The 19,824-nt window shown below is 37.7% G+C and carries 15 protein-coding genes; 2 read left to right on the top strand and 13 right to left on the bottom strand.

The annotated features are described in order from the left end of the window. Positions 1–218: 218 nt before the first annotated feature. On the bottom strand, positions 219–1,433 hold the full coding sequence (locus tag DBX25_RS10385; protein WP_108670723.1) for an ammonium transporter: 1,215 nt from the start codon (positions 1,431–1,433) through the stop codon (positions 219–221). A gap of 228 nt (positions 1,434–1,661) precedes the next feature. Between DBX25_RS10385 and DBX25_RS10380 the strand changes: the two genes are divergently transcribed. Beyond that, a complete protein-coding gene (locus tag DBX25_RS10380; RefSeq protein ID WP_108670722.1) occupies positions 1,662–2,432 on the top strand; it encodes a potassium channel family protein in 771 nt (256 codons plus the stop codon). 43 nt (positions 2,433–2,475) lie between these two features. On the opposite strand, the gene DBX25_RS10375 is transcribed toward DBX25_RS10380, so the two are convergent. From DBX25_RS10375 to DBX25_RS10365, 3 genes are all read right to left on the bottom strand, one after another. Next, entirely contained in the window at positions 2,476–2,880 is a 405-nt protein-coding gene (locus DBX25_RS10375) for a YugN-like family protein (RefSeq protein WP_108670721.1), read from the bottom strand. Between the two features lie 262 nt (positions 2,881–3,142). Next, complete coding sequence (locus tag DBX25_RS10370; protein ID WP_108670720.1) at positions 3,143–4,489, bottom strand: glucose-6-phosphate isomerase; 1,347 nt, start codon at positions 4,487–4,489, stop codon at positions 3,143–3,145. Positions 4,490–4,624: 135 nt separating this feature from the next. Then, entirely contained in the window at positions 4,625–5,788 is a 1,164-nt protein-coding gene (locus DBX25_RS10365) for an iron-containing alcohol dehydrogenase (RefSeq protein ID WP_108670719.1), read from the bottom strand. 144 nt (positions 5,789–5,932) lie between these two features. On the opposite strand from DBX25_RS10365, the gene DBX25_RS10360 reads away from it, so the two are divergent. Next, the gene (locus DBX25_RS10360) at positions 5,933–6,166 is read left to right on the top strand and encodes a DUF378 domain-containing protein (protein WP_108670718.1); all 234 of its coding nucleotides are present in this window, start codon (positions 5,933–5,935) and stop codon (positions 6,164–6,166) included. Between the two features lie 37 nt (positions 6,167–6,203). On the opposite strand, the gene DBX25_RS10355 is transcribed toward DBX25_RS10360, so the two are convergent. The 9 genes from DBX25_RS10355 to DBX25_RS10315 form a co-directional block, all read right to left on the bottom strand. Next, on the bottom strand, positions 6,204–8,063 hold the full coding sequence (locus DBX25_RS10355; RefSeq protein ID WP_157950940.1) for a S41 family peptidase: 1,860 nt from the start codon (positions 8,061–8,063) through the stop codon (positions 6,204–6,206). Positions 8,064–8,185: 122 nt separating this feature from the next. Beyond that, positions 8,186–11,230: an efflux RND transporter permease subunit gene (locus DBX25_RS10350; RefSeq protein ID WP_108670716.1), complete on the bottom strand. Its 3,045-nt coding sequence runs from the start codon at positions 11,228–11,230 to the stop codon at positions 8,186–8,188. 264 nt (positions 11,231–11,494) lie between these two features. After that, positions 11,495–12,685, bottom strand: a complete 1,191-nt coding sequence (locus tag DBX25_RS10345; protein WP_108670715.1) for an ornithine--oxo-acid transaminase — start codon at positions 12,683–12,685, stop codon at positions 11,495–11,497. A gap of 18 nt (positions 12,686–12,703) precedes the next feature. Then, entirely contained in the window at positions 12,704–14,251 is a 1,548-nt protein-coding gene (gene pruA / locus DBX25_RS10340) for an L-glutamate gamma-semialdehyde dehydrogenase (RefSeq protein WP_108670714.1), read from the bottom strand. 485 nt (positions 14,252–14,736) lie between these two features. Continuing rightward, the gene (gene yugI / locus DBX25_RS10335; RefSeq protein ID WP_108670713.1) at positions 14,737–15,147 is read right to left on the bottom strand and encodes a S1 domain-containing post-transcriptional regulator GSP13; all 411 of its coding nucleotides are present in this window, start codon (positions 15,145–15,147) and stop codon (positions 14,737–14,739) included. A gap of 292 nt (positions 15,148–15,439) precedes the next feature. Continuing rightward, the gene (locus DBX25_RS10330; RefSeq protein ID WP_108670712.1) at positions 15,440–17,092 is read right to left on the bottom strand and encodes a hypothetical protein; all 1,653 of its coding nucleotides are present in this window, start codon (positions 17,090–17,092) and stop codon (positions 15,440–15,442) included. Beyond that, complete coding sequence (locus tag DBX25_RS10325) at positions 17,082–17,642, bottom strand: RNA polymerase sigma factor (RefSeq protein ID WP_108670711.1); 561 nt, start codon at positions 17,640–17,642, stop codon at positions 17,082–17,084. Before DBX25_RS10325 ends, DBX25_RS10330 begins: the two co-directional genes overlap by 11 nt. A gap of 351 nt (positions 17,643–17,993) precedes the next feature. Next, a complete protein-coding gene (locus DBX25_RS10320; RefSeq protein WP_108670710.1) occupies positions 17,994–19,163 on the bottom strand; it encodes an aminotransferase in 1,170 nt (389 codons plus the stop codon). Next, on the bottom strand, positions 19,160–19,660 hold the full coding sequence (locus DBX25_RS10315; protein ID WP_108670709.1) for an Lrp/AsnC family transcriptional regulator: 501 nt from the start codon (positions 19,658–19,660) through the stop codon (positions 19,160–19,162). Before DBX25_RS10315 ends, DBX25_RS10320 begins: the two co-directional genes overlap by 4 nt. Between the last annotated feature and the right edge of the window lie 164 nt (positions 19,661–19,824).

Here is a 19,824-nt window from a genome sequence, read left to right as displayed (position 1 = left end):
TCCCTCATTAAGTTATCTTCTATATTTTTCCTTAATTATCCAATATTTGCAAGAGTTTTCGATAATTTTAAAAAAACAGAGGCTTAATAGCGCGCTTACAAACATTAGACGAAATACCATTTTTTACGTTACAAAAAATACAAATTTTAGTAATTTTCAAAAACAAAAAAGCAGAGCAATCTCTACAAAGAATCACTCTGCTACATTTAACACGCTTTTTAATGATAAGCCTTTTCTCCATGTAGAGTTAGGTCAAGACCTACCTTCTCTTCTTCCTCGTTCACTCGAATTGGTACAAGTACGTGGATTACTTTCACAATTACAAACGTCACTACTGCTACAAATACGTATGTTGCTAGCACCGCAACGAGTTGTTTCCAGATAAGGCTTGCATCTCCATACAATAAACCATTTGCACCTGCCTCGTTCACCGATGTTGTTGCAAATAATCCTGTTGCAATTCCTCCCCAAGTACCGCCAATCCCGTGTAGTCCAAAGGCATCAAGGGCATCATCGTAACCTAATTTCTTCTTCAAGAAAATAACTCCCCAAAAGCAAACGGCTCCACTAATCAAACCAATTAGGATAGACGATGCTGGTGTTACAAATCCACATGCAGGCGTTATGGCAACTAGACCTGCAATCGCACCTGAAAGTGATCCAACCATCGTCGGCTTACGATTTATCAACCACTCCACCAAAATCCAACCTAATATCCCAGCTGCTGCAGCAACGGCAGTATTGATAAAGACAACCATGGCAACTTCATTCAAGGTTAATGTACTTCCTACATTAAAACCATACCAACCAAACCAGATTAAGGTAGCACCAAGTACAGTTAATGGAATGTTATGAGGACCACTTTCGTGGGCTTCTTTTCTTTTTCCTAGCATAATCGCTAATACCAACCCTGTAACTCCAGAAGAAATATGGACGACGTTACCACCAGCAAAATCCAATGCCCCTAATTCACGCAGCCAACCTCCTACACCCCAAACCCAGTGGGCAACAGGAGCATAGACAATCACTGACCAAATGATAGTAAATAAAATGAATGCTGAAAACTTCATTCTTTCTGCTACAGCACCTGAAATGATTGCTACTGTCAACACCGCAAAAGTCATTTGAAACATCATAAATAAATTGTGCGGAATCGTTTCGCTGTAATCAGGATTCGGTTCAAAAGTCACTCCCTTAAGTCCCATCCAATCCAAATTTCCGAAAAAAGCATTTCCACCTGTAGAAAAGGAAATGGAATAGCCTATTAATACCCACAAAATTGAAACTACAGCCATTGGAGCATAGCTATGCATCGCGGTACTCAACACATTTTTACTTTTTACCATCCCACCATAAAAAAGAGCAATCCCTGGTGTCATAATCCAAACAATTAAGGTTGCCAAAAACATAAAAACGGAATCAGCCATTTGCATTTCTTTTTTCCTCCCATCCCTTATGTTAGGTTTTCTAACATAAACTTCTTATTTTTCTTATATTATTATCGATATTAAAAAAAATCAACTAATTTTTCAAAATTATTAGAAAAATTAATGAATTCATGTTAAATAACCTTACATAAACCTACATTTTTATAATCCTCCCTTATGTTTTCATTAATATTTGAACATAATGGGGAGAAGCATGTTGAAGGTGGAATGGCAATGTTAGGATTAGTCAGATACATCACGTCAAGAGTTCCAACTCTTTTACGTTTATTTGTAATTGTGAGCATATTAATTTGCTTTTTTGGATGGATAATTCATTATATTGAGCCAGAAAGTTTCCCTACATATTGGGAAGGAATTTGGTGGGCAGTTGTTACAACTTCTACAGTGGGATTTGGCGATTATGCTCCTAAAACTGTCGCAGGCCAAGTGGTAGGGGTGCTGTTAATCATTACAGGCGCTGGATTCGTCACCACATATTTTGTAAGCCTAGCTGCAATCGCCGTAAAATCGGAGGAGAGTTTTATGCACGGAAAGCTTGATTATAATAGAAAAGATCACACGATTGTTGTAGGTTGGAACGAAAGGTCTCGAGTCATTATTGATGCTCTTCTAGAAAGGCAAACACATCCATCCATCGTATTAATCGATCAAACACTTCAAGATCATCCCCTAAGAAAAAAGGACGTTCATTTTATCAAAGGGAATGCCACTTCAGACGAGATTTTAAAAAAGGCAAATGTCCAAAGCGCCGAGAGTGTAATTATCACGGCAGACTTCCAACAAAACGAATTCCAAACAGATATGTTTTCCATTCTTGCCCTACTTTCAGTAAAAGGGTTAAACCCAAGAATTTTTTGTATTGTTGAAATATTAACGACAGACCAAGTCGCTAATGCATACCGGGCTGGTGCTGACCGTATCATCCAAACGAATTCAATCAGCAGTAAAGTGATTTTAGACCAATTAAAAGAATTAACTAATTAATAAAGACCGCTAGCCCATTTTTTGCTAGCGGTCTTTAAACCGATTAAATCCCTAATAAGGTTTCCAGTTCTTTCACAAGTTCTTTGCCAAGGTCGATGTATTTTTCAGGGAAAGTCGCATCAGGATCCTGAGGCTCAGAAAATTGATTGAATGAAGCAGAAAAATTCCCTGAGTCCGCATTATCATCTAAACCAATTTGATACTTGTGGGATAATAATAATGGACGCCCCATTCTCACGGTTGCTCCCCTCGCATCCAGCTGTCCATCTATGGATGTAAAAGGAACCCTTAAGTATTGATAACCAACTTCACTATCTATTTTATAATCAAAATATCCGTGGTCATAATCCCAGTTCCCACCTATATCATAACCTGCTGGTTTTAGCTTCTGTTCCAAATCATATAAGGTATACGTTTTCCCTTCGATCCTTGATGGAATTTCAATCACTCTGCTCACTCCTTGTAGCATTTTCCCTTAGGATAACCAAAACTCGGAAAATAAAACAAAGAAACGAAGAGCAAGCATGGCTGAAAAAGCCGTATGCCTATGGTTATTCCCGACTTGCTGTCAGATAATCCTAACTTCGAATAATATTTTCCCGACTTTCCGCAATATATTCCCGACTCCTAACACTTTAATCCCAACTTGTCGAAAATCCAAAATTCTATTTTAAAAAGGGAACTAGAATAGCCCCTAGTTCCCAAATCGATTATAATCTTTTTTCTAATTCCGCTTTCTTTTCTTCGTACCCAGGTTTTCCAAGTAAAGCAAACATGTTTACTTTGTACGCTTCTACACCTGGTTGATCAAATGGATTGACCCCTAATAAATAGCCGCTCATCGCACATGCTTTTTCAAAGAAGTATACAAGGTATCCGAAAGTGTATGCGTCCATCGCTGGAATACTTACAATTAAATTAGGCACCCCACCGTCAGTATGTGCAAGCATCGTACCCTCAAATGCTTTATTATTAACAAAATCTACTGTTTTACCAGCCAAATAATTTAGCCCATCTAAATCACTTTTCTCTTCCTCAATTGTAAGTTCATGACGTGGCTTTTCAACTTTGATGATGGTCTCAAATAGATCACGTCTGCCTTCTTGAACATATTGTCCTAATGAATGAAGATCTGTCGAGAAGTTCGCAGATGCAGGGAAAATTCCTTTTTGATCTTTACCTTCCGATTCTCCAAAAAGCTGCTTCCACCATTCCGAGAAGTATTGGAGTCCTGGCTCATAATTTATCAGCATTTCGATTGTTTTCCCTTTATTATAAAGAGCATTTCTAACAACTGCGTATTGATATGCAGCATTCACCTCTAACTCAGAAGAGCTATATTCTTCTTGAGCTGCACTTGCACCATTCATCATGCTTTCGATGTCCACTCCACCTACAGCAATCGGCAGTAATCCTACTGCCGTTAAGACAGAATATCTACCACCGACATCATCAGGAATGACGAACGTTTCATAACCTTCTTCATCTGCTAACGTCTTTAAAGCACCTCGAGCTTTATCAGTTGTTGCATAAATCCGTTTACGAGCTTCCTCAACACCATATTTCTCTTCTAACATTTTCTTGAAAATACGGAACGCAATAGCAGGTTCTGTAGTAGTACCCGATTTAGAAATTACATTAACTGAAAAATCCTTATCCTTTAGAACATCCATCAAATCCTTCATATAGGAAGAGGAGATATTATTGCCTGCAAATACGATTTGTGGCGTTTTTCGTTGCTCTTTTGAAAGCACATTATAAAAACTGTGCCCCAGCATTTCGATAGCCGCTCTTGCGCCTAAATACGATCCACCAATCCCAATAACAATTAGAATTTCAGAATCATTTTTGATCTTTTCTGCAGCCTTTTGAATTCGGTCAAATTCTTCTTTATCATAGTTAGTAGGCAGCTCAACCCAGCCTAAAAAGTCGTTTCCAGCACCTGTTTTTTCATGTAAAGAGTGATGTGCTACCTTTACCGCATCACGCAAATATGTAAGTTCATGTTCACCAAAAAAAGACAATGCTTTTGAATAATCAAATTGAATGTGCGTCATCTGAACCCTCCAACTATAAAGATTTACATAATCACTTTAACCAATGACTCATATATAATCAAGAAAACATGGTAAAGTTTAATCGAAAAGGATGGTCAGGTTTAACTGCCAACCTAGACCATCCTGACATAATTTTTATAATGATGCTCTATAGATAGCTAGAACATCCTTACGAGTCAATTTTTTAAAATTCCCAAACTCTCCATATACCATCGCTTTATCAGCCATGGAATCCAACGTAGACTCATCAATATTGTAATCTGCTAAGCAGTTAGGCGCTCCTAACGAACTCCAGAACTCACTAATTTTATCGATTCCTTCTATAGCAATCTGTTCATCCGTTTTTCCTTCAGGATCAACCCCAAATACTCGAAGGGCTAATTGTGTGAAACGCTCGATTCGTTCATGCATCGTATGTTTCATCCAATTAGGGAAAAGAATAGCTAATCCACCTGCGTGAGGGATATCATGAATAGCTGATACCGCATGCTCTATATTATGGGTTGCCCAATCTCCTCGAACACCCACTTGAAGATAACCATTAAGAGCGATTGTACCCGAATATAGAATCGTTTCACGATACTCATAGTTTTCTAAATCATTCAATAGCTTTGGTGCAGTTTCAATAACTGTACTCAAGACCGCTTCACACATACGGTCTTGCAAAGGTGTGTTCGTTGTTTGGTGGAAATACTGCTCAAACACGTGAGACATCATATCAACGATTCCATAAATGGTTTGGTCCTTAGGCACTGTAAAGGTATGCGTAGGATCAAGGATGGAAAACTTCGGATAAACAAGTGGACTTCCCCACCCGTACTTCTCCTGCGTTTCCCAATTTGTGATAACAGAACCAGAATTCATTTCCGATCCTGTCGCAGCTAGCGTCAACACTGTGCCAAAAGGTAGAGCATCTTTGACCTCAGTTTTTTTTGTAACGATATCCCAAGCATCTCCTTCATATTTTGCACCAGCAGCAATCGCTTTTGTACAATCAATGACTGAACCGCCGCCAACTGCTAATAAAAAGTCGATTCCTTCACTTTTACAAATCTCTACACCTTTACGTACTGTAGAAATACGTGGATTCGGTTCGACACCAGCTAACTCATACACTACTGTGTCAATACTCTGTAATTCTGCAATCACCTTATCGTACAAACCACTTTTCTTAATGCTTCCTCCACCATATACGAGAAGAATTTTTTTACCGTATTCTGGGATTTCATTCTTCAATTCGATTAATGTATCTTTACCAAAAATTAATTTAGTCGGATTTCTATAAATAAAACTTTGCATTTTCGCACCTCCACTTTTCATTATGTACATCTACCCTCTCAAATACAAAAAATATGTCCTAAAAAAATTTTTCCTCCATGTATATAATTCTCTCTGGGATACATTCTAAAAGTAAATGAAACATACTTAAGGAGGATTATCACCATGAGTGGAATTCAACGCATTGCACTTGTTTTAACTATCATCGGTGCAGTAAACTGGGGGTTAATTGGATTTTTCCAATTTGATTTAGTAGCTGCCATTTTTGGCGGTCAAGATAGCGCTCTAGCACGTATTATTTATGGTTTAGTCGGAATTGCAGGTCTAATCAACCTTGGTTTACTGTTTAAACCGAGTGAAGAATTTGAACGTGAACCCGAAGCAAGACCAACAAAATAACAAAAATGCAGGCTGATTACTCAGTCTGCATTTTTGTTTAATTCCGAATCACATCCACCCAAGGATCTGATTTTTTCAACAAGGAAGCTTTTGTCCATTCAACTTCAATATCCGGCTTTATTGGGACGTATTGTTCATTTGAAGGTAACGGGGCCTTAGCATGGTTGGTTGGAATAACAGCTGTCAAACCACTTTGGTCCAAATATACGTTTTGAATATTTCCTCCAAAAGATGCATTGTTCCCTGGTGATTGCCCAATAATCTTTCCTAGATTATTGGCCTTAAACACAGTTGCAAAATCTGAACCAGAACTGAATGTCTTGTGTGAAGTTAGTAAGTACACTTTTCCATTAAAACTTCTTATATCAGACACTTTTTCATTCTTGGTGATTACATCGCCAATATTTTTATACTGATTGACATTCAAGTGAGCGATAAACCAATCAATAGTTAAATCTGACCCACCTGTATTCTCTCGTATATCTACAGCTATTTTTTTTACATTTTGTTTATGCACTTCTTTAAAGAATTCTCTTAATGACTCCCTATACCCCTCAGAGGCTATACTCTGGTTAAGTGTGAAAATACCAATCCTATCTTTAATCTCCCAAGAATACGGAGGAATCACCTTTTGCGAAAACAACCTTTCCTCTATGCTACTTTCACTAACTTTGCGTTCTTTAACAAAAATCTCTATTTTTTTATTTCCACGCTTTACTACAATAGGGAGATTTGGTTGCTCTTCGGAAATTAAACCACGATTCATAGCAAATTGTTTTATGCTCAATCTTTCAAATCCAACAGCACGAATCCAACCATCATGTTCAGCAGGTACAATTTCTTTAGCCAACAAAAATAATTCTTCTTTATTTTTTCCTCCAACGGATAGGATTTCATCACCTAAACGGAATTCCCCACTATCTTCCATTACCAAGATTCCTTCATTCCCCCAAAAAACTTTCGGGACTTGAAAGGCTGTAAAACCAATTCCAATTACATTCGTATGTCCATCATGAAGGTTTACCATGATATCTGTAATTAGATGAAAAAATTCCAACTTAGACATAGGCTGAGTTATCTTATTGACAGATTGTTGCCTTAAACTCTCATCAGTGCGCCTTTGATACACATAATGCGTATTTTCTAAAGATGTAAATAATACATCTAAATCCTTTTTCATTTCTTCAGGTTGAAGAACTAGTTCTGGGTTATCCTCTTTTTTAATATTCCCACTGTATATGAATGGGAGAGCCATTCCCCCACTAACCACTCGGGCAAAAAATCTCACTCCCTGGGATGATTCTTCCACGTTCACTAAGTCTACCGGTGCTCCTAATTTTATCTTTGATCCTTGCGGTAATCGAGCCACGATCGCACCAATTTCCGATACAAGGATATAGTCTCCTTTAGCATCTAATTGTTCTAATTGAATGGATACGTTCCCCAGCTCTGTTTTTAGATTTAATTTTTTGATACTAGGTAAGGACGCCCACCAATTCCCCTTTTCAATGGTTCCTCCAATCTCCTCTATAGAGGCAGGGACTAAAATGGTAAGATTCGCTTTACTTTTTCCCTTTTGACCAATAATAATTTCCTCACCATTATCTTTTATAGTGAAAAAGGTATCGGACTTCTCAGACCTATCAGTCAAATTGATTACTAATTTGTCATTGTTAGAAGGTTTGATTTCCACATTTCCAACCCAACTATCCAGTCTCAACGCGGTCTCACCCTTCAAATTATACTCATGTGTGACATAGCTAGTTTCTTCCGAATCCACTGGAACTGAAACTTCCTTTGAAGGAGTCGGAGTTTCTGGCTTTTGATAAATCATGATAATACCTGAGACTGACAATAATAAGATTACTAAAAAAATTAGATTTTGTTTATGTTTCATAATGTACCTATCCGTTTCTAAAAACATTATTCCACTAGATAATTCAATATTATGTTTCTGATTCCCTTCCCATAATAAAGAAAAAGGAGCACATCAGATACAATCCAATGGCTCCTCTGTGATTAAACTGCTTTAGGCAGAGATTCCTCAACGATTTTCTTTTGTTTCTTTTGAGGATGGAATAGACTATATAATACTGGAACGATAATTAAAGTTAACATGGTTGATGTTGCTAGACCTCCAATAACAACCACGGCAAGTGAGGACGAAACGATTCCTGCATGGCTCGAAACTGCCATAGGAATTAATGCTCCAACAGTTGCTACAGCTGTCATAAGAATTGGTCTTAAACGTACCGCTCCTGCTTCTATAATTGCTTCTCGACCGAATATGCCTTTTCTTTCATTTTGTTTCACTCGGTCTATTAGTACGATTGCATTTGTTACAACGATTCCATTTAACATGAGTAGCCCAATCATGGCAGGCATCCCGATTGGCTCTCCTACAGCATACAACCCTAATAATGCCCCAATGATTGAAAACGGAATTGCGAATAAGATGACAAATGGGGCTTTTCCTTCACCAAACGCGATAACCATGGTAATGTATACGAAGAAGATACTCACCCCAATAGCCAATGCCATATTGATGAAACCTTCTTCCATCGCTGCTGATGCACCTTCTTTGTAGTAAGAAACACCTTTAGGAAGTTTTAACCCAGCGATAGCTTCATCCGCTTTTTTCGTCACTTCCCCTGTATTAGCATCAGTAATTTGACCAACAACCATTACATATTCATTTCCATTCAAGTGGGAAATGACCATTCTATTTTCTACTTTTTTAAGCGTTCCAATATCCTTAATTTTCACAGGAAGCCCAAAAGCGTTCTTAATAGTAAGCTCCCCAAGATCCTCAAGTGAATCTAACTGATCCATCTTTACTGTTAAGGCAATATCCTGCTTCTCTTCCTGGATAGTCATAGTTGAAATGGTATCTCCTACAATGACTTCGCGTAATCCTTTTCCGACTAGCGCTGGCATCAAACCATTATTCTTAAGCTTCTCTTCGTTCATTTCCAATTCAATTTCAGGTTCGTCACCTTCCATGGATGTACGCACATCTGCCATACCTTTAATATCCTTCAAGGAATCAACCATTTGATTACTTGCTGTTTGTATGTCTTTTAAGTCAGAACCATTTACAATCAACATAAATTGTGACTCTCCGCCACCCATACCTCCTACACCAGTCAAGGAGACTTCTTTCGCCTTTTTATATCCTTTTAAATCTTGTCTTAATCCCTCGATGAAACCTTCAATATTCTCTGTAGAATCTTTTACTTTAAAACTGATTAAGGCACTCTCATATTCACCATTCACACTCGTACTAATCTTCTCAATCTCTTTCATTTTTAATAACGATTCTTCTATTTCAGCAGCTACATCACTTGTTATTTTTGGTGCTGTCCCTTTTTCCATAGTAACCTTAATATCATAGTTAACAACTTTCTCCTGTGGAAGGAATGTCGTTCCTAGCTTTGGTGCAATGACCGCGACTGAACTAGCAAGTAAAAGAATCGCTACCGCAAGAGTGATTAAACGATGATTTAATACTTTATTTAAGATATTTCGGTATGCTTTCTGTAAAAAACCTTCTTTGTGTTCTTTTTCTGTAATTTTCAAAAGAAACATCTTTGATAGCAATGGAACAATTGTTATCGCTACTAATAACGAGAATAACAGTGATATCACAATAGTCCAAGCAAGCGGAGCAAACATCTTCCCTACAATGCCAGGAACAAATGCCATAGGCAAGAAGACAGCTACAGTTGTAATAGTTGAAGATGTAATTGCTGAAGCCACTTCTCTCGTGGATGTTTCAACCAATTCTTCGTTTCTTTCCTTAGCAGCACGAACTCTTCGAAATACGTTTTCGATTACGACAATGGAGTCATCAACAACTCGACCAACCGCAACTGCTATTCCAGCCAAGGTCATGATGTTCAACGTGTATCCAAGCATGTTCAAGAATGTCAATGAAGCTAAAATGGATAACGGAATGGAAATGACCGCAATCAGTGTAGATCGTATGTTTCTTAAAAATAGCAATGTGACTAAAACAGCCATTCCAGCACCTAAAACTGCTTCTCTTAACATCGCATAAACAGACTCTTTAATCTCTTTAGATTGATCACTTAGAGTTTCAATATCAATATTATTTGGTACTGAAAAATCTTTTAGTTCTTTTTCAATATTTTCTACGATACTTACAATATTTGCACCTGTTTCAGCAGTGACCCTTACACGCAGACCTTCTTTTCCATTGATTCTTGTAAAATTCATGCTGTTTACAGGTTCGTAAACAACTTCAGCAACTTCTTTCAAACTAATAGTTACAACAGCTGGTTTTCTATCTGTTGTAGGAGCTCCAGGTGCAAACATTGTAATGTTCTGTATGTCTTCCACACTGGTAAGCTCTTTGCTAACTCTGACAGGAAGAACTTGACCTGATAATGTAACGTCACCAGTAGGGATAGAAAGGGAGTTTGCTAGGATGGCATTTTTCACATCATCCATGGTCAATCCTTTTTCAGATAATTTATCAGGCAGCACACGAACGAATACTTTTTTGTCTGTAATCCCATCCGCTTCAACCTTGTTCACACCTTCAATACCTTCTAAAAGTGGAATCATTTTACTTTTGACTAGTTTTTCAGTTTCCTCTTGCGCACCACCATATACCCCTAATGTATAAATAGATGGATCAGGTTCAATGCCTTGTTGAACAACTTCAATATCTTTTGCTCCTTCAGGCAAATTGACTTTTTCTGCAGCTGTACGTACTACACTTTCTACTTCCTTCATATTCACACTCATGTCGAACTCGATCGTGGAGTAGGCTGCGTTCGCTACGCCATCTGTATATACATTTTCAACTCCATCAAGCTTCATCAATTCTCGTTCTAAAGGCTCTCCTATATCCGTAATGGATTGCTCTGGAGATGCACCAGGATACGGGACAATTACCGTCATATAAGGGATGTCTACATTCGGATATTTTTCGATGTTAATCATTTTGACCGAATAAATCCCTCCCCCGATAATCATAAACGTTAGCAACAATAAAGCTACTGTGTTTTTCAAACTAAATCTAATAATTGATTTCATGTCAAAATCCCCTTTAAATACACGTTTTCCTTTACCTTCTTTATCTTAATCGAAAAAACAACAGGAATAAATTGGTACTGTAGGTCATTTTTGTCTACGTCTAGAGACCTAGAAGCGGGTGCTACTTCAACTTTTTATGAAATGGTTATCCCCTTTATACTTTTTTTGGGGGAGAGCATTGTTTTTCAGATATCATTCAGAAAGCATAAAGAAAACCCCAAGAAATCCTCAGTTAAAGGGATTCCTTGGGGTTTTTCACTTAAATTATCCTAATATCTTTTGAATTCTTTCAATTGCCCAATCCAACTCTTCTTTTGTAATTACAAGTGGAGGAGCAAAGCGAATTACTGTATCATGAGTTTCTTTACATAGTAAGCCTTCTTCTTTTAACTGCTCGCAGTATTTACGAGCCGGCTCATGTAATTCAACACCAATAAATAAACCACGACCACGAACTTCTTTAATGATTGGGTTTTTGATTTCTTTTAATTTTGAAGCGAAATACTCCCCTAGCTCCAGAGAACGAGCTGCTAAGTTTTCTTCCACCAATACATCCAGTGCAGCTATTGAAACCGCACATGCCATTGGATTTCCACCAAAAGTAGAACCATGGGAACCTGGATTGAAGACACCTAATACATCTTTATTAGCTACTACACAGGAAATTGGGAAGACCCCTCCGCCTAGTGCTTTTCCAAGAATGTACATATCCGGATCAACGTCTTCCCATTCACACGCAAACATTTTACCAGAACGAGCTAAGCCAGCTTGGATTTCATCAGCAATAAATAAGACATTGCTTTCTTTACAAAGTTCGAATGCAGCTTTCATGAAGCCTTCTTTTGGAATGACGATTCCCGCTTCACCTTGGATTGGTTCAATTAAAAATGCTGCTGTATTAGGAGAGATCGCTTCTTTCAAAGCATCCAAATCACCATAAGGAATTAGCTTAATTCCAGGAAGCATCGGTCCGAATCCACGTTTGTACTCTTCTTCAGAAGATAGCGATACAGCCGTCATCGTACGACCATGGAAGTTTCCAATACATGCGATGATTTCAGCTTGATTATCCGCAACACCTTTAACGTCATATGCCCAACGTCTAGCAGCCTTCACAGCTGTTTCCACCGCTTCAGCACCTGTATTCATCGGTAAAGCCATGTCTTTTTTCGTCAGTTCACATACTCTTTCATACCATGGTCCCAATTGATCATTGTGAAATGCGCGTGAAGTCAATGTTACGCGATCTGCTTGGTCCTTTAATGCTTGAATGATTTTCGGATGGCGATGACCTTGGTTTACTGCAGAATATGCACTAAGCATATCCATATATTTTTTTCCTTCAGGGTTCTTGACCCAAACACCTTCCGCTTCTGAAATCACGATTGGAAGTGGATGATAGTTGTTTGCACCATATTTCTCTGTTTGAACAATTAAATCTTCGCTTCTACTCATACTCGTTCCCCTCTCTATTTAAAACATTTCTGAAGTTGTTTTACCTTGCATGTGTTGTACTAGGTAGTCTGGTCCGCCCGCTTTTGAGTCTGTACCTGACATGTTGAATCCACCGAATGGTTGGTATCCAACAATCGCTCCTGTACATCCACGATTGAAGTATAGGTTTCCAACATGGAACTCTTCACGTGCTTTTTCGATGTGTGCACGGTTGTTAGTAATAACTGCACCTGTCAAACCGTATTCTGTGTTGTTCGCAATTTCAAGCGCATGGTCGAAATCCTTCGCTTTGGAGAAACCTACGACCGGTCCGAAGATTTCTTCTTGCATTAAACGTGCTTTCGGGTCTAGGTCCGCAATGATTGTAGGTTGAACGAAGAAACCTTTCGAGTTGTCTCCTTCTCCACCTGCCATGAATTTACCTTCTTGCTTCCCGATTTCAATGTAATCCATGATTTTCTTGAATGAATTGTTATCAATCACTGGACCCATGAAGTTACTTGTATCTACTGGGTCACCTACTTGTAATTCCTTCGTTAATTCAACTGCACGAGCCAATACTTGGTCGTACACATCTTCAACGATAACTGCACGAGAACATGCGGAACATTTTTGTCCAGAGAAACCGAATGCAGATTTCACGATGGATTGTGCCGCTAATTCTAGGTCTGCGTCGCTGTCTACTACGATAGTATCCTTACCACCCATTTCAGCGATAACACGTTTCAACCAGATTTGGCCTTCGTTCACTTTAGAAGCACGCTCGAAAATACGGATTCCCACATCACGAGATCCTGTGAAGGAAATGAAACGAGTACGTGGGTGATCGACTAGGTAGTCCCCAACTTCAGCACCGTTACCAGGAACGAAGTTTAATACGCCTGCAGGAAGACCTGCTTCTTCCATTACTTCTACGAACTTAGCCGCAACGATTGGCGTAGTAGAAGCTGGTTTTAATAGAACTGTGTTACCAGTTACAATCGCCGCTACCGCCGTACCAGCCATGATTGCAAATGGGAAGTTCCAAGGAGAGATAATGATACCTACACCTAGTGGAACGTAGTTGTATTGGTTGTATTCCCCAGGACGGCTTTCTACAGGAACTCCGTCTTTTAATTTCAACATTTGACGAGCATAGAACTCTAAGAAATCGATAGCTTCAGCTGTATCTGCATCCGCTTCATTCCAAGGCTTACCTGCTTCTTTCGTTAATAACGCAGAGAATTCATGCTTACGGCGACGAATGATTGCAGCAGCACGGAACAGGATATCAGCGCGAGATTCTGGCTTTACTTTTTTCCACGTTTTGAACGTCTCATCCGCCACTTTCATCGCTTGTTCAGCTAAATCACGACTTGCTTTCGAAACGCGACCGATTACTTCTTCTTTATTTGCAGGGTTGTAAGAAACAATTTTATCTTCAGTTGTGATTTTCTCTCCGCCAATTACCAATGGGTAATCCTGGCCAAGATAAGACCCGACTAATTTCAAACCTTCTAGATATGCAGCTTTATTTTCTTCATCTTTAAAATTTGTAAATGGTTCATGTTTGTATGGCAGTACCATGTCTGAAACCTCCTAATTTCATGAAGATTAATTTTTCTAATATTTTTTATATGCAAGATATGTGCCAAAGAAAAGCCAGAAACACTAAAACAGAAAACTTGGTTGTACATCCTGTCCTAACTAGCCTTCAAATGATTAGTATTTACTACTTCTTCTTAACAAATCCGATATTTAACGCAAAATATTTTTGCCCCCAAAAGGGGTTCGAGGTGCAAAAAAGCAAAATATTATTGCACCCCCTTCCAGCACTGTTATTATTAACTTGGATTCATCTAAATGAGGTGTCAAGATAAAATATCCAGAAAAAAAATGAGATCTATGTTGGGTTCAGGTTAGAGTACAGAGTTCTTTAGCGCTTTGATTTCAATATCACTAAAGCGACTAACAACTTAGGCATTAGTCGACAAAACCTTCATTACTGAATGTGAAAATAATAACCATAAAAAAAACGGATCAGCGTTTGCCGATCCGTCTTACATTTATTATTATTTTTTAACTTCTTCGCGTTGAGATTGGTCAATCCACTCTTGAAGTTTATCTTTTAACGTATTGAAGCCTTCAGTTGACTCTGTATAAGAAGTCATTTGCTTAGGTGCTGCTGGACGTTTCTTAGCAGCTGGCTTTTTAGGTTGAGCTGCTGGACGCTCTGGAGCTTCTTCCGTAGCACGGATAGAAAGACCAATTTTGCCTGCCGCTTCATCGATTGAAAGAACTTTAACATTTACATCGTCGCCCACTTTTAAGTGGTCATTGATGTCTTTCACAAAACCGTGAGTAACTTCTGAAATGTGAACTAAACCTTGAGTTTTTTCATCAAGTGCAACAAACGCTCCGTATGGCTGAATTCCTGTAACTTTACCTGTTAAAACTGAACCTACTTGGATCTTTTCTGACATGCAAACACTCCTAAATATAATGTAATTTCGTCTCTTTTCACACAATTATATATTATAGCACAAAATATAGAGTATATCAAAAAAACATCAAGATCTATTCAAAAATCAGCATTGTTTATTGTAGATTCCCTCTAATTTATCCAAATATCCCTTTTCTTATAAAAAATCTACAAGCACCATTTTAGGATATCCTTCACATTACCCCCCTTATCCATTTAACCGTTCATTTACTCTTCACTTTCAAAAATTATCGTTTGCTTTTTCTATTCACACTTGCCGCTGAGATATTTCTCTACTGGAAAGGCATGATTTGTACTTTCCAGACTCCGTTCACTTGATCCATCTGGAATACTTTACTTTGTTGTCCATTATTGTAGAACAATTCAATGCCAATCATTTCCCCATCAATCCTGTATTCCTTTGCATGACGATATCCATCTATAGCAGACGGGCCATTGTATAAAGGGTTGGTACTATCTTCATGATATTTTTCCTTCGATAAAAAATCAGCTGGTTTGTTTAATAAATCATATTGCGTACCGAAATCCTTCTCATTTTCGGCATGAAAATACAGTCTCATAACATCAAATGCTGATAATCCATTCAAGATTTCTTCATTACCAGTTGCCTTAAATCCATCGTATTTCGATAGAAGATTAGCAGATAGAGGTAAAATGGGCTCCTCTATGATGTCTGGATTTTGATTATTTGGTACTCCATCCGAAAGAGAAAATGCAGGGTAAGGCACTTCACTTGCCTCGAATTTTTCTGGCTTTTCCCATCCATTTCCCTTTAATTGTTCAACGAATTGCAAGATGGATTTTGCTGTTTGGAATGTAGCATGATTCTCCATGTCTTCCCACGCCTTTTTAATATCCTCATTTATTTTTCCATTCCAATCAAACACAGGGTCATTCGGCAAACCTAATAAATAGATTCCAAAAAATAATCGAAAATCTTGTTTCAAGTTTTCTTTCCAAACTCCATCATTCATATTCAGAATTACTTTTTCGCTTTGCAATAAATAGTCCCCTATTTCATGCCATCTACCTGAAAATGCTCCATCACTTAATTGAGGTCGATCTATTTTCAAAGTAAGATACTGAGAAATTTCTGTATTTGCTTGATCACCCATTCTGTCGTATATAGAGGCGTAATCGATGTTTAGCTCTAATAAACCTTCTATTGTTGTAAATGAATAACCATTTTCTCTCATCGCCTTCACAAATATTGCAGCTTCATCACTTCCATGGTAGATTCCCTCATTCATCTTGGCTACTACCTCTACAATATCCGATGAATCTTCATTTAAGAAAATTTCTGCTAGTTCCATTTGTAGGATAGGCTTAAGTTGATTCATCTGTCGCATATATTCATAAAATAGAACTTCTTGTTCTTCATATGCCAACGTAGAGGCTGATAATTTTTCAAGATAGTAGGAAGGGGCAGTTAAATAGAAATCCACTTCTTCTTTAGTTGTTTGAATAGACTCAAGTACCGCTTCCTCCGTTTTTAAATCCTCTTGAGTTATTAGATTGTTTATTTTTTCCCGTATTTCATTTACCATATCGCTTTCTTTAAAGTCTTTATAACCAAGTCTTTTGGAAGTATCAGCAACTTTTTTATCAAAATAGCTTTCTAACTCCTCATAACTCTTAATTTCTTCGTTCAGTTTTTCTTCTTTACTAGGTGGAACAACTGTTTCTTTTGGTTTTTCCGATTGAAGGTTATTTCCCTTGCTATTATGGAGTATTCCCATCAGTAAAATTCCGGCTATGATTCCTACACCAATTAAGCTTGCCACATAAGGAAAGGACCATTTCTTTACTGGTTTCGTTTCCTTGATTACAACTTTCGCCAATCGGTCGTAATCTGTTTTCGAAGGAATAGACTTATAGGCTTTATTGAGCTGTTCTAATCTTTTTTCCAATTGATTATCTTCCATCCTGTCCGCCCTCCTTTCTTTTATCCTGTTCCATTCTCTTCTTTAGCTGTTCTTTTCCTCGTAAGATTCGTGTTTTAATAGTTGATAGGTTAGAATTTAAAATTTCTGCAATCTCTTCATATCTACAATCATGAAAGTAATACAGTATGATGGGAATACGGTATTTTTCATCTAATTGTTGTATGCATTGATGCAAATACCGATCGTCCTCACTTTGTAGTACACCCTCTTCAGCACCCGGTTCACTAATTTCCATTCTTTGTCTTTGGAAAAAAAATAGTCTTCTAGTTTGACTTTGTTTTTTTCTGTAATAATCCTTTGTGACATTTAATGTGATTTTATAGAGCCAGGTGGTAAATTTCGCTTGTGAAAATTGATTAATAAAACGAAATACTTTTATAAATACCTCTTGGGTAATATCCTCAATATCATTTCTTGAATTCCCCATTTGATAGGCAAATTTTTCTACAATAGGACCATAATGACGAATCAATTCGGTCATAGCTGTCTTATCTCCACGTTTAGCTCGACTGATCAGTTCTTCTTCCAAATGTCTCCCCTCCTTACCTAGTTAGAAGTAGTATAAATTTGCCTATATAACGGCAGTCAGCTCATATTTGTTTCAAAAGAATTACATTTATTTGAAACTAAAAAAGAGTGCTCTTAAAGTTGTTTAGTAAAGAACTTTTCGAGTCACCCTTATTTGATGTATAAATTTTTTTCAAATGGAGATAATGGGAACATAGCTTTCCTACTAATCTTAGCATTAGTACAGGAAACATCATTTGCCCAAAAGGCACTTCTTGTTTTCTGAAGTATTCCCCCCTTTTTGACGGACAAAGGTCAACCTTTGTCCGTTTTTTTATACTTTAGGAAGAATAAATTGAAAACATTGTAAAGATTATGAATGTAAATTGGTAATAAAGCGTTCGATTCTTTTAACGGCCTCTTGCAAATTTTCAATGGAGGATGCGTATGAACATCTAATATGCCCCTCGCCACTTTCTCCAAATACATTTCCAGGCACCACCGCTACCTTTTCTTCCATTAACAATCCTTCTGCAAACTGTTCTGAAGTCAGCCCTGTAGACTCAATGGATGGAAAAGCATAAAAAGCTCCTCCAGGAATGTGGCATTCTAATCCCATTTCATTAAAAGATTTGACTATGTAGTTCCGTCTTGCTCGATAGCTGTTTCTCATCGATTCCACATCGTTCATACCATGCTTTAATGCCTCTAGTGCAGCATGCTGAGCCATTGTGGATGCACACATCATCGTATACTGGTGAATCTTCAACATGGATTCCGAAATATATCGAGGTGCACATACAAATCCTAATCTCCAGCCTGTCATCGCGAATCCTTTTGAAAAGCCATTGATTAGGATGGTTCTTTCCCACATACCCTCAATCGATGCGAAACTTGCAAACGGATCATCATAAGCTAGTTCAGCATAAATTTCATCAGATAGAACTATTAAATCATGCTTTTCAACGATTTGGGCAAGACGAACGAGCTCTTCACGGTTCAATTGAGTTCCAGTTGGATTATTGGGAGAACAAATTAAAAGTGCCTTCGTTTTAGACGTTATCGCTGCCTCTAACTCATCTGGCATCAATTTAAAGCTATTTTCCTTTTTAGTTTGAATGGTGACTGGGACCCCACCAGCTAACGTCACTAAAGGAGAATAAGAAACAAAGCTAGGCTCCACGACAATTACTTCATCACCAGGATTCAGTATTGCACGAAAAGCAAGGTCGATTGCTTGGCTTGCTCCAACTGTCAAGATGACTTCTGTTTCTGGTTGATATTCTACTTGAAAGGAATCTTTCACATATTTCACAATAGCTTTCCGCAGCTCTAGTAATCCAGCATTCGCTGTATAAGATGTATAGCCTTCTTCAAGAGATAAAATAGCTGCTTCTCGAACATTCCAAGGAGTGATGAAATCCGGTTCTCCTACCCCTAAAGAAATAACACCCTCCATATTTGCAGCTAAATCAAAAAATCTTCGGATGCCAGAAGGTTTTAACTCTCTAACCGTTTTTGATAGAAAATTTGTCTTAATCATGGAGACACCACAATTCTTTTATCCTCATCACTCTGTTCAAAAATGATTCCATCATGTTTATATTTTTTGAGGATAAAGTGAGTGGTTGTTGAGATCACTGAATCTAGCGTAGATAATTTCTCTGATACAAATCTGGCAACTTCATTCAATGACTTTCCTTGAATGATTACAGATAAATCATATACACCTGACATTAGATACACGGACTGGACTTCATTAAAACGATAAATCCGTTTAGCGATTTCATCAAAACCTACTCCACGCTTTGGAGTTACCTTAACCTCGATCATTGCGGTAACACCCTCATGCTCAGCCACTTTTGACCAATTAATAATGGTCATATACCTCACTATAATTTTTTGTTTTTCAAGTTTCATTAATGTTTTTTCAAGTTCTTCAACTGGGAGATTCACCATTTTGGCTAAATCATTCGAATCAATTCTGCCATTTTCTTCAATTATTTTCAGAATTTCAATTTCTTTGTCGTCTAGATGCATGTTAATCCCCCTTTAATAACTTAAAACTGAAATCATTATAACAAAAAAGTTTTATTAATATAGTGGTGTATTTAGAATTTTCCTTTAATTTATTTTACAGAAAGCGATAAAAACTTTTATTTTTATAGAAGTTGGGTAAAATACCTATATATTTTTAGTCACGA

Source organism: Peribacillus acanthi (assembly GCF_003073175.1).
Taxonomy (GTDB): Bacteria; Bacillota; Bacilli; order Bacillales; family DSM-1321; genus Bacillus_BN; species Bacillus_BN acanthi.
This window is presented reverse-complemented; position numbering and strand designations above follow the sequence as displayed.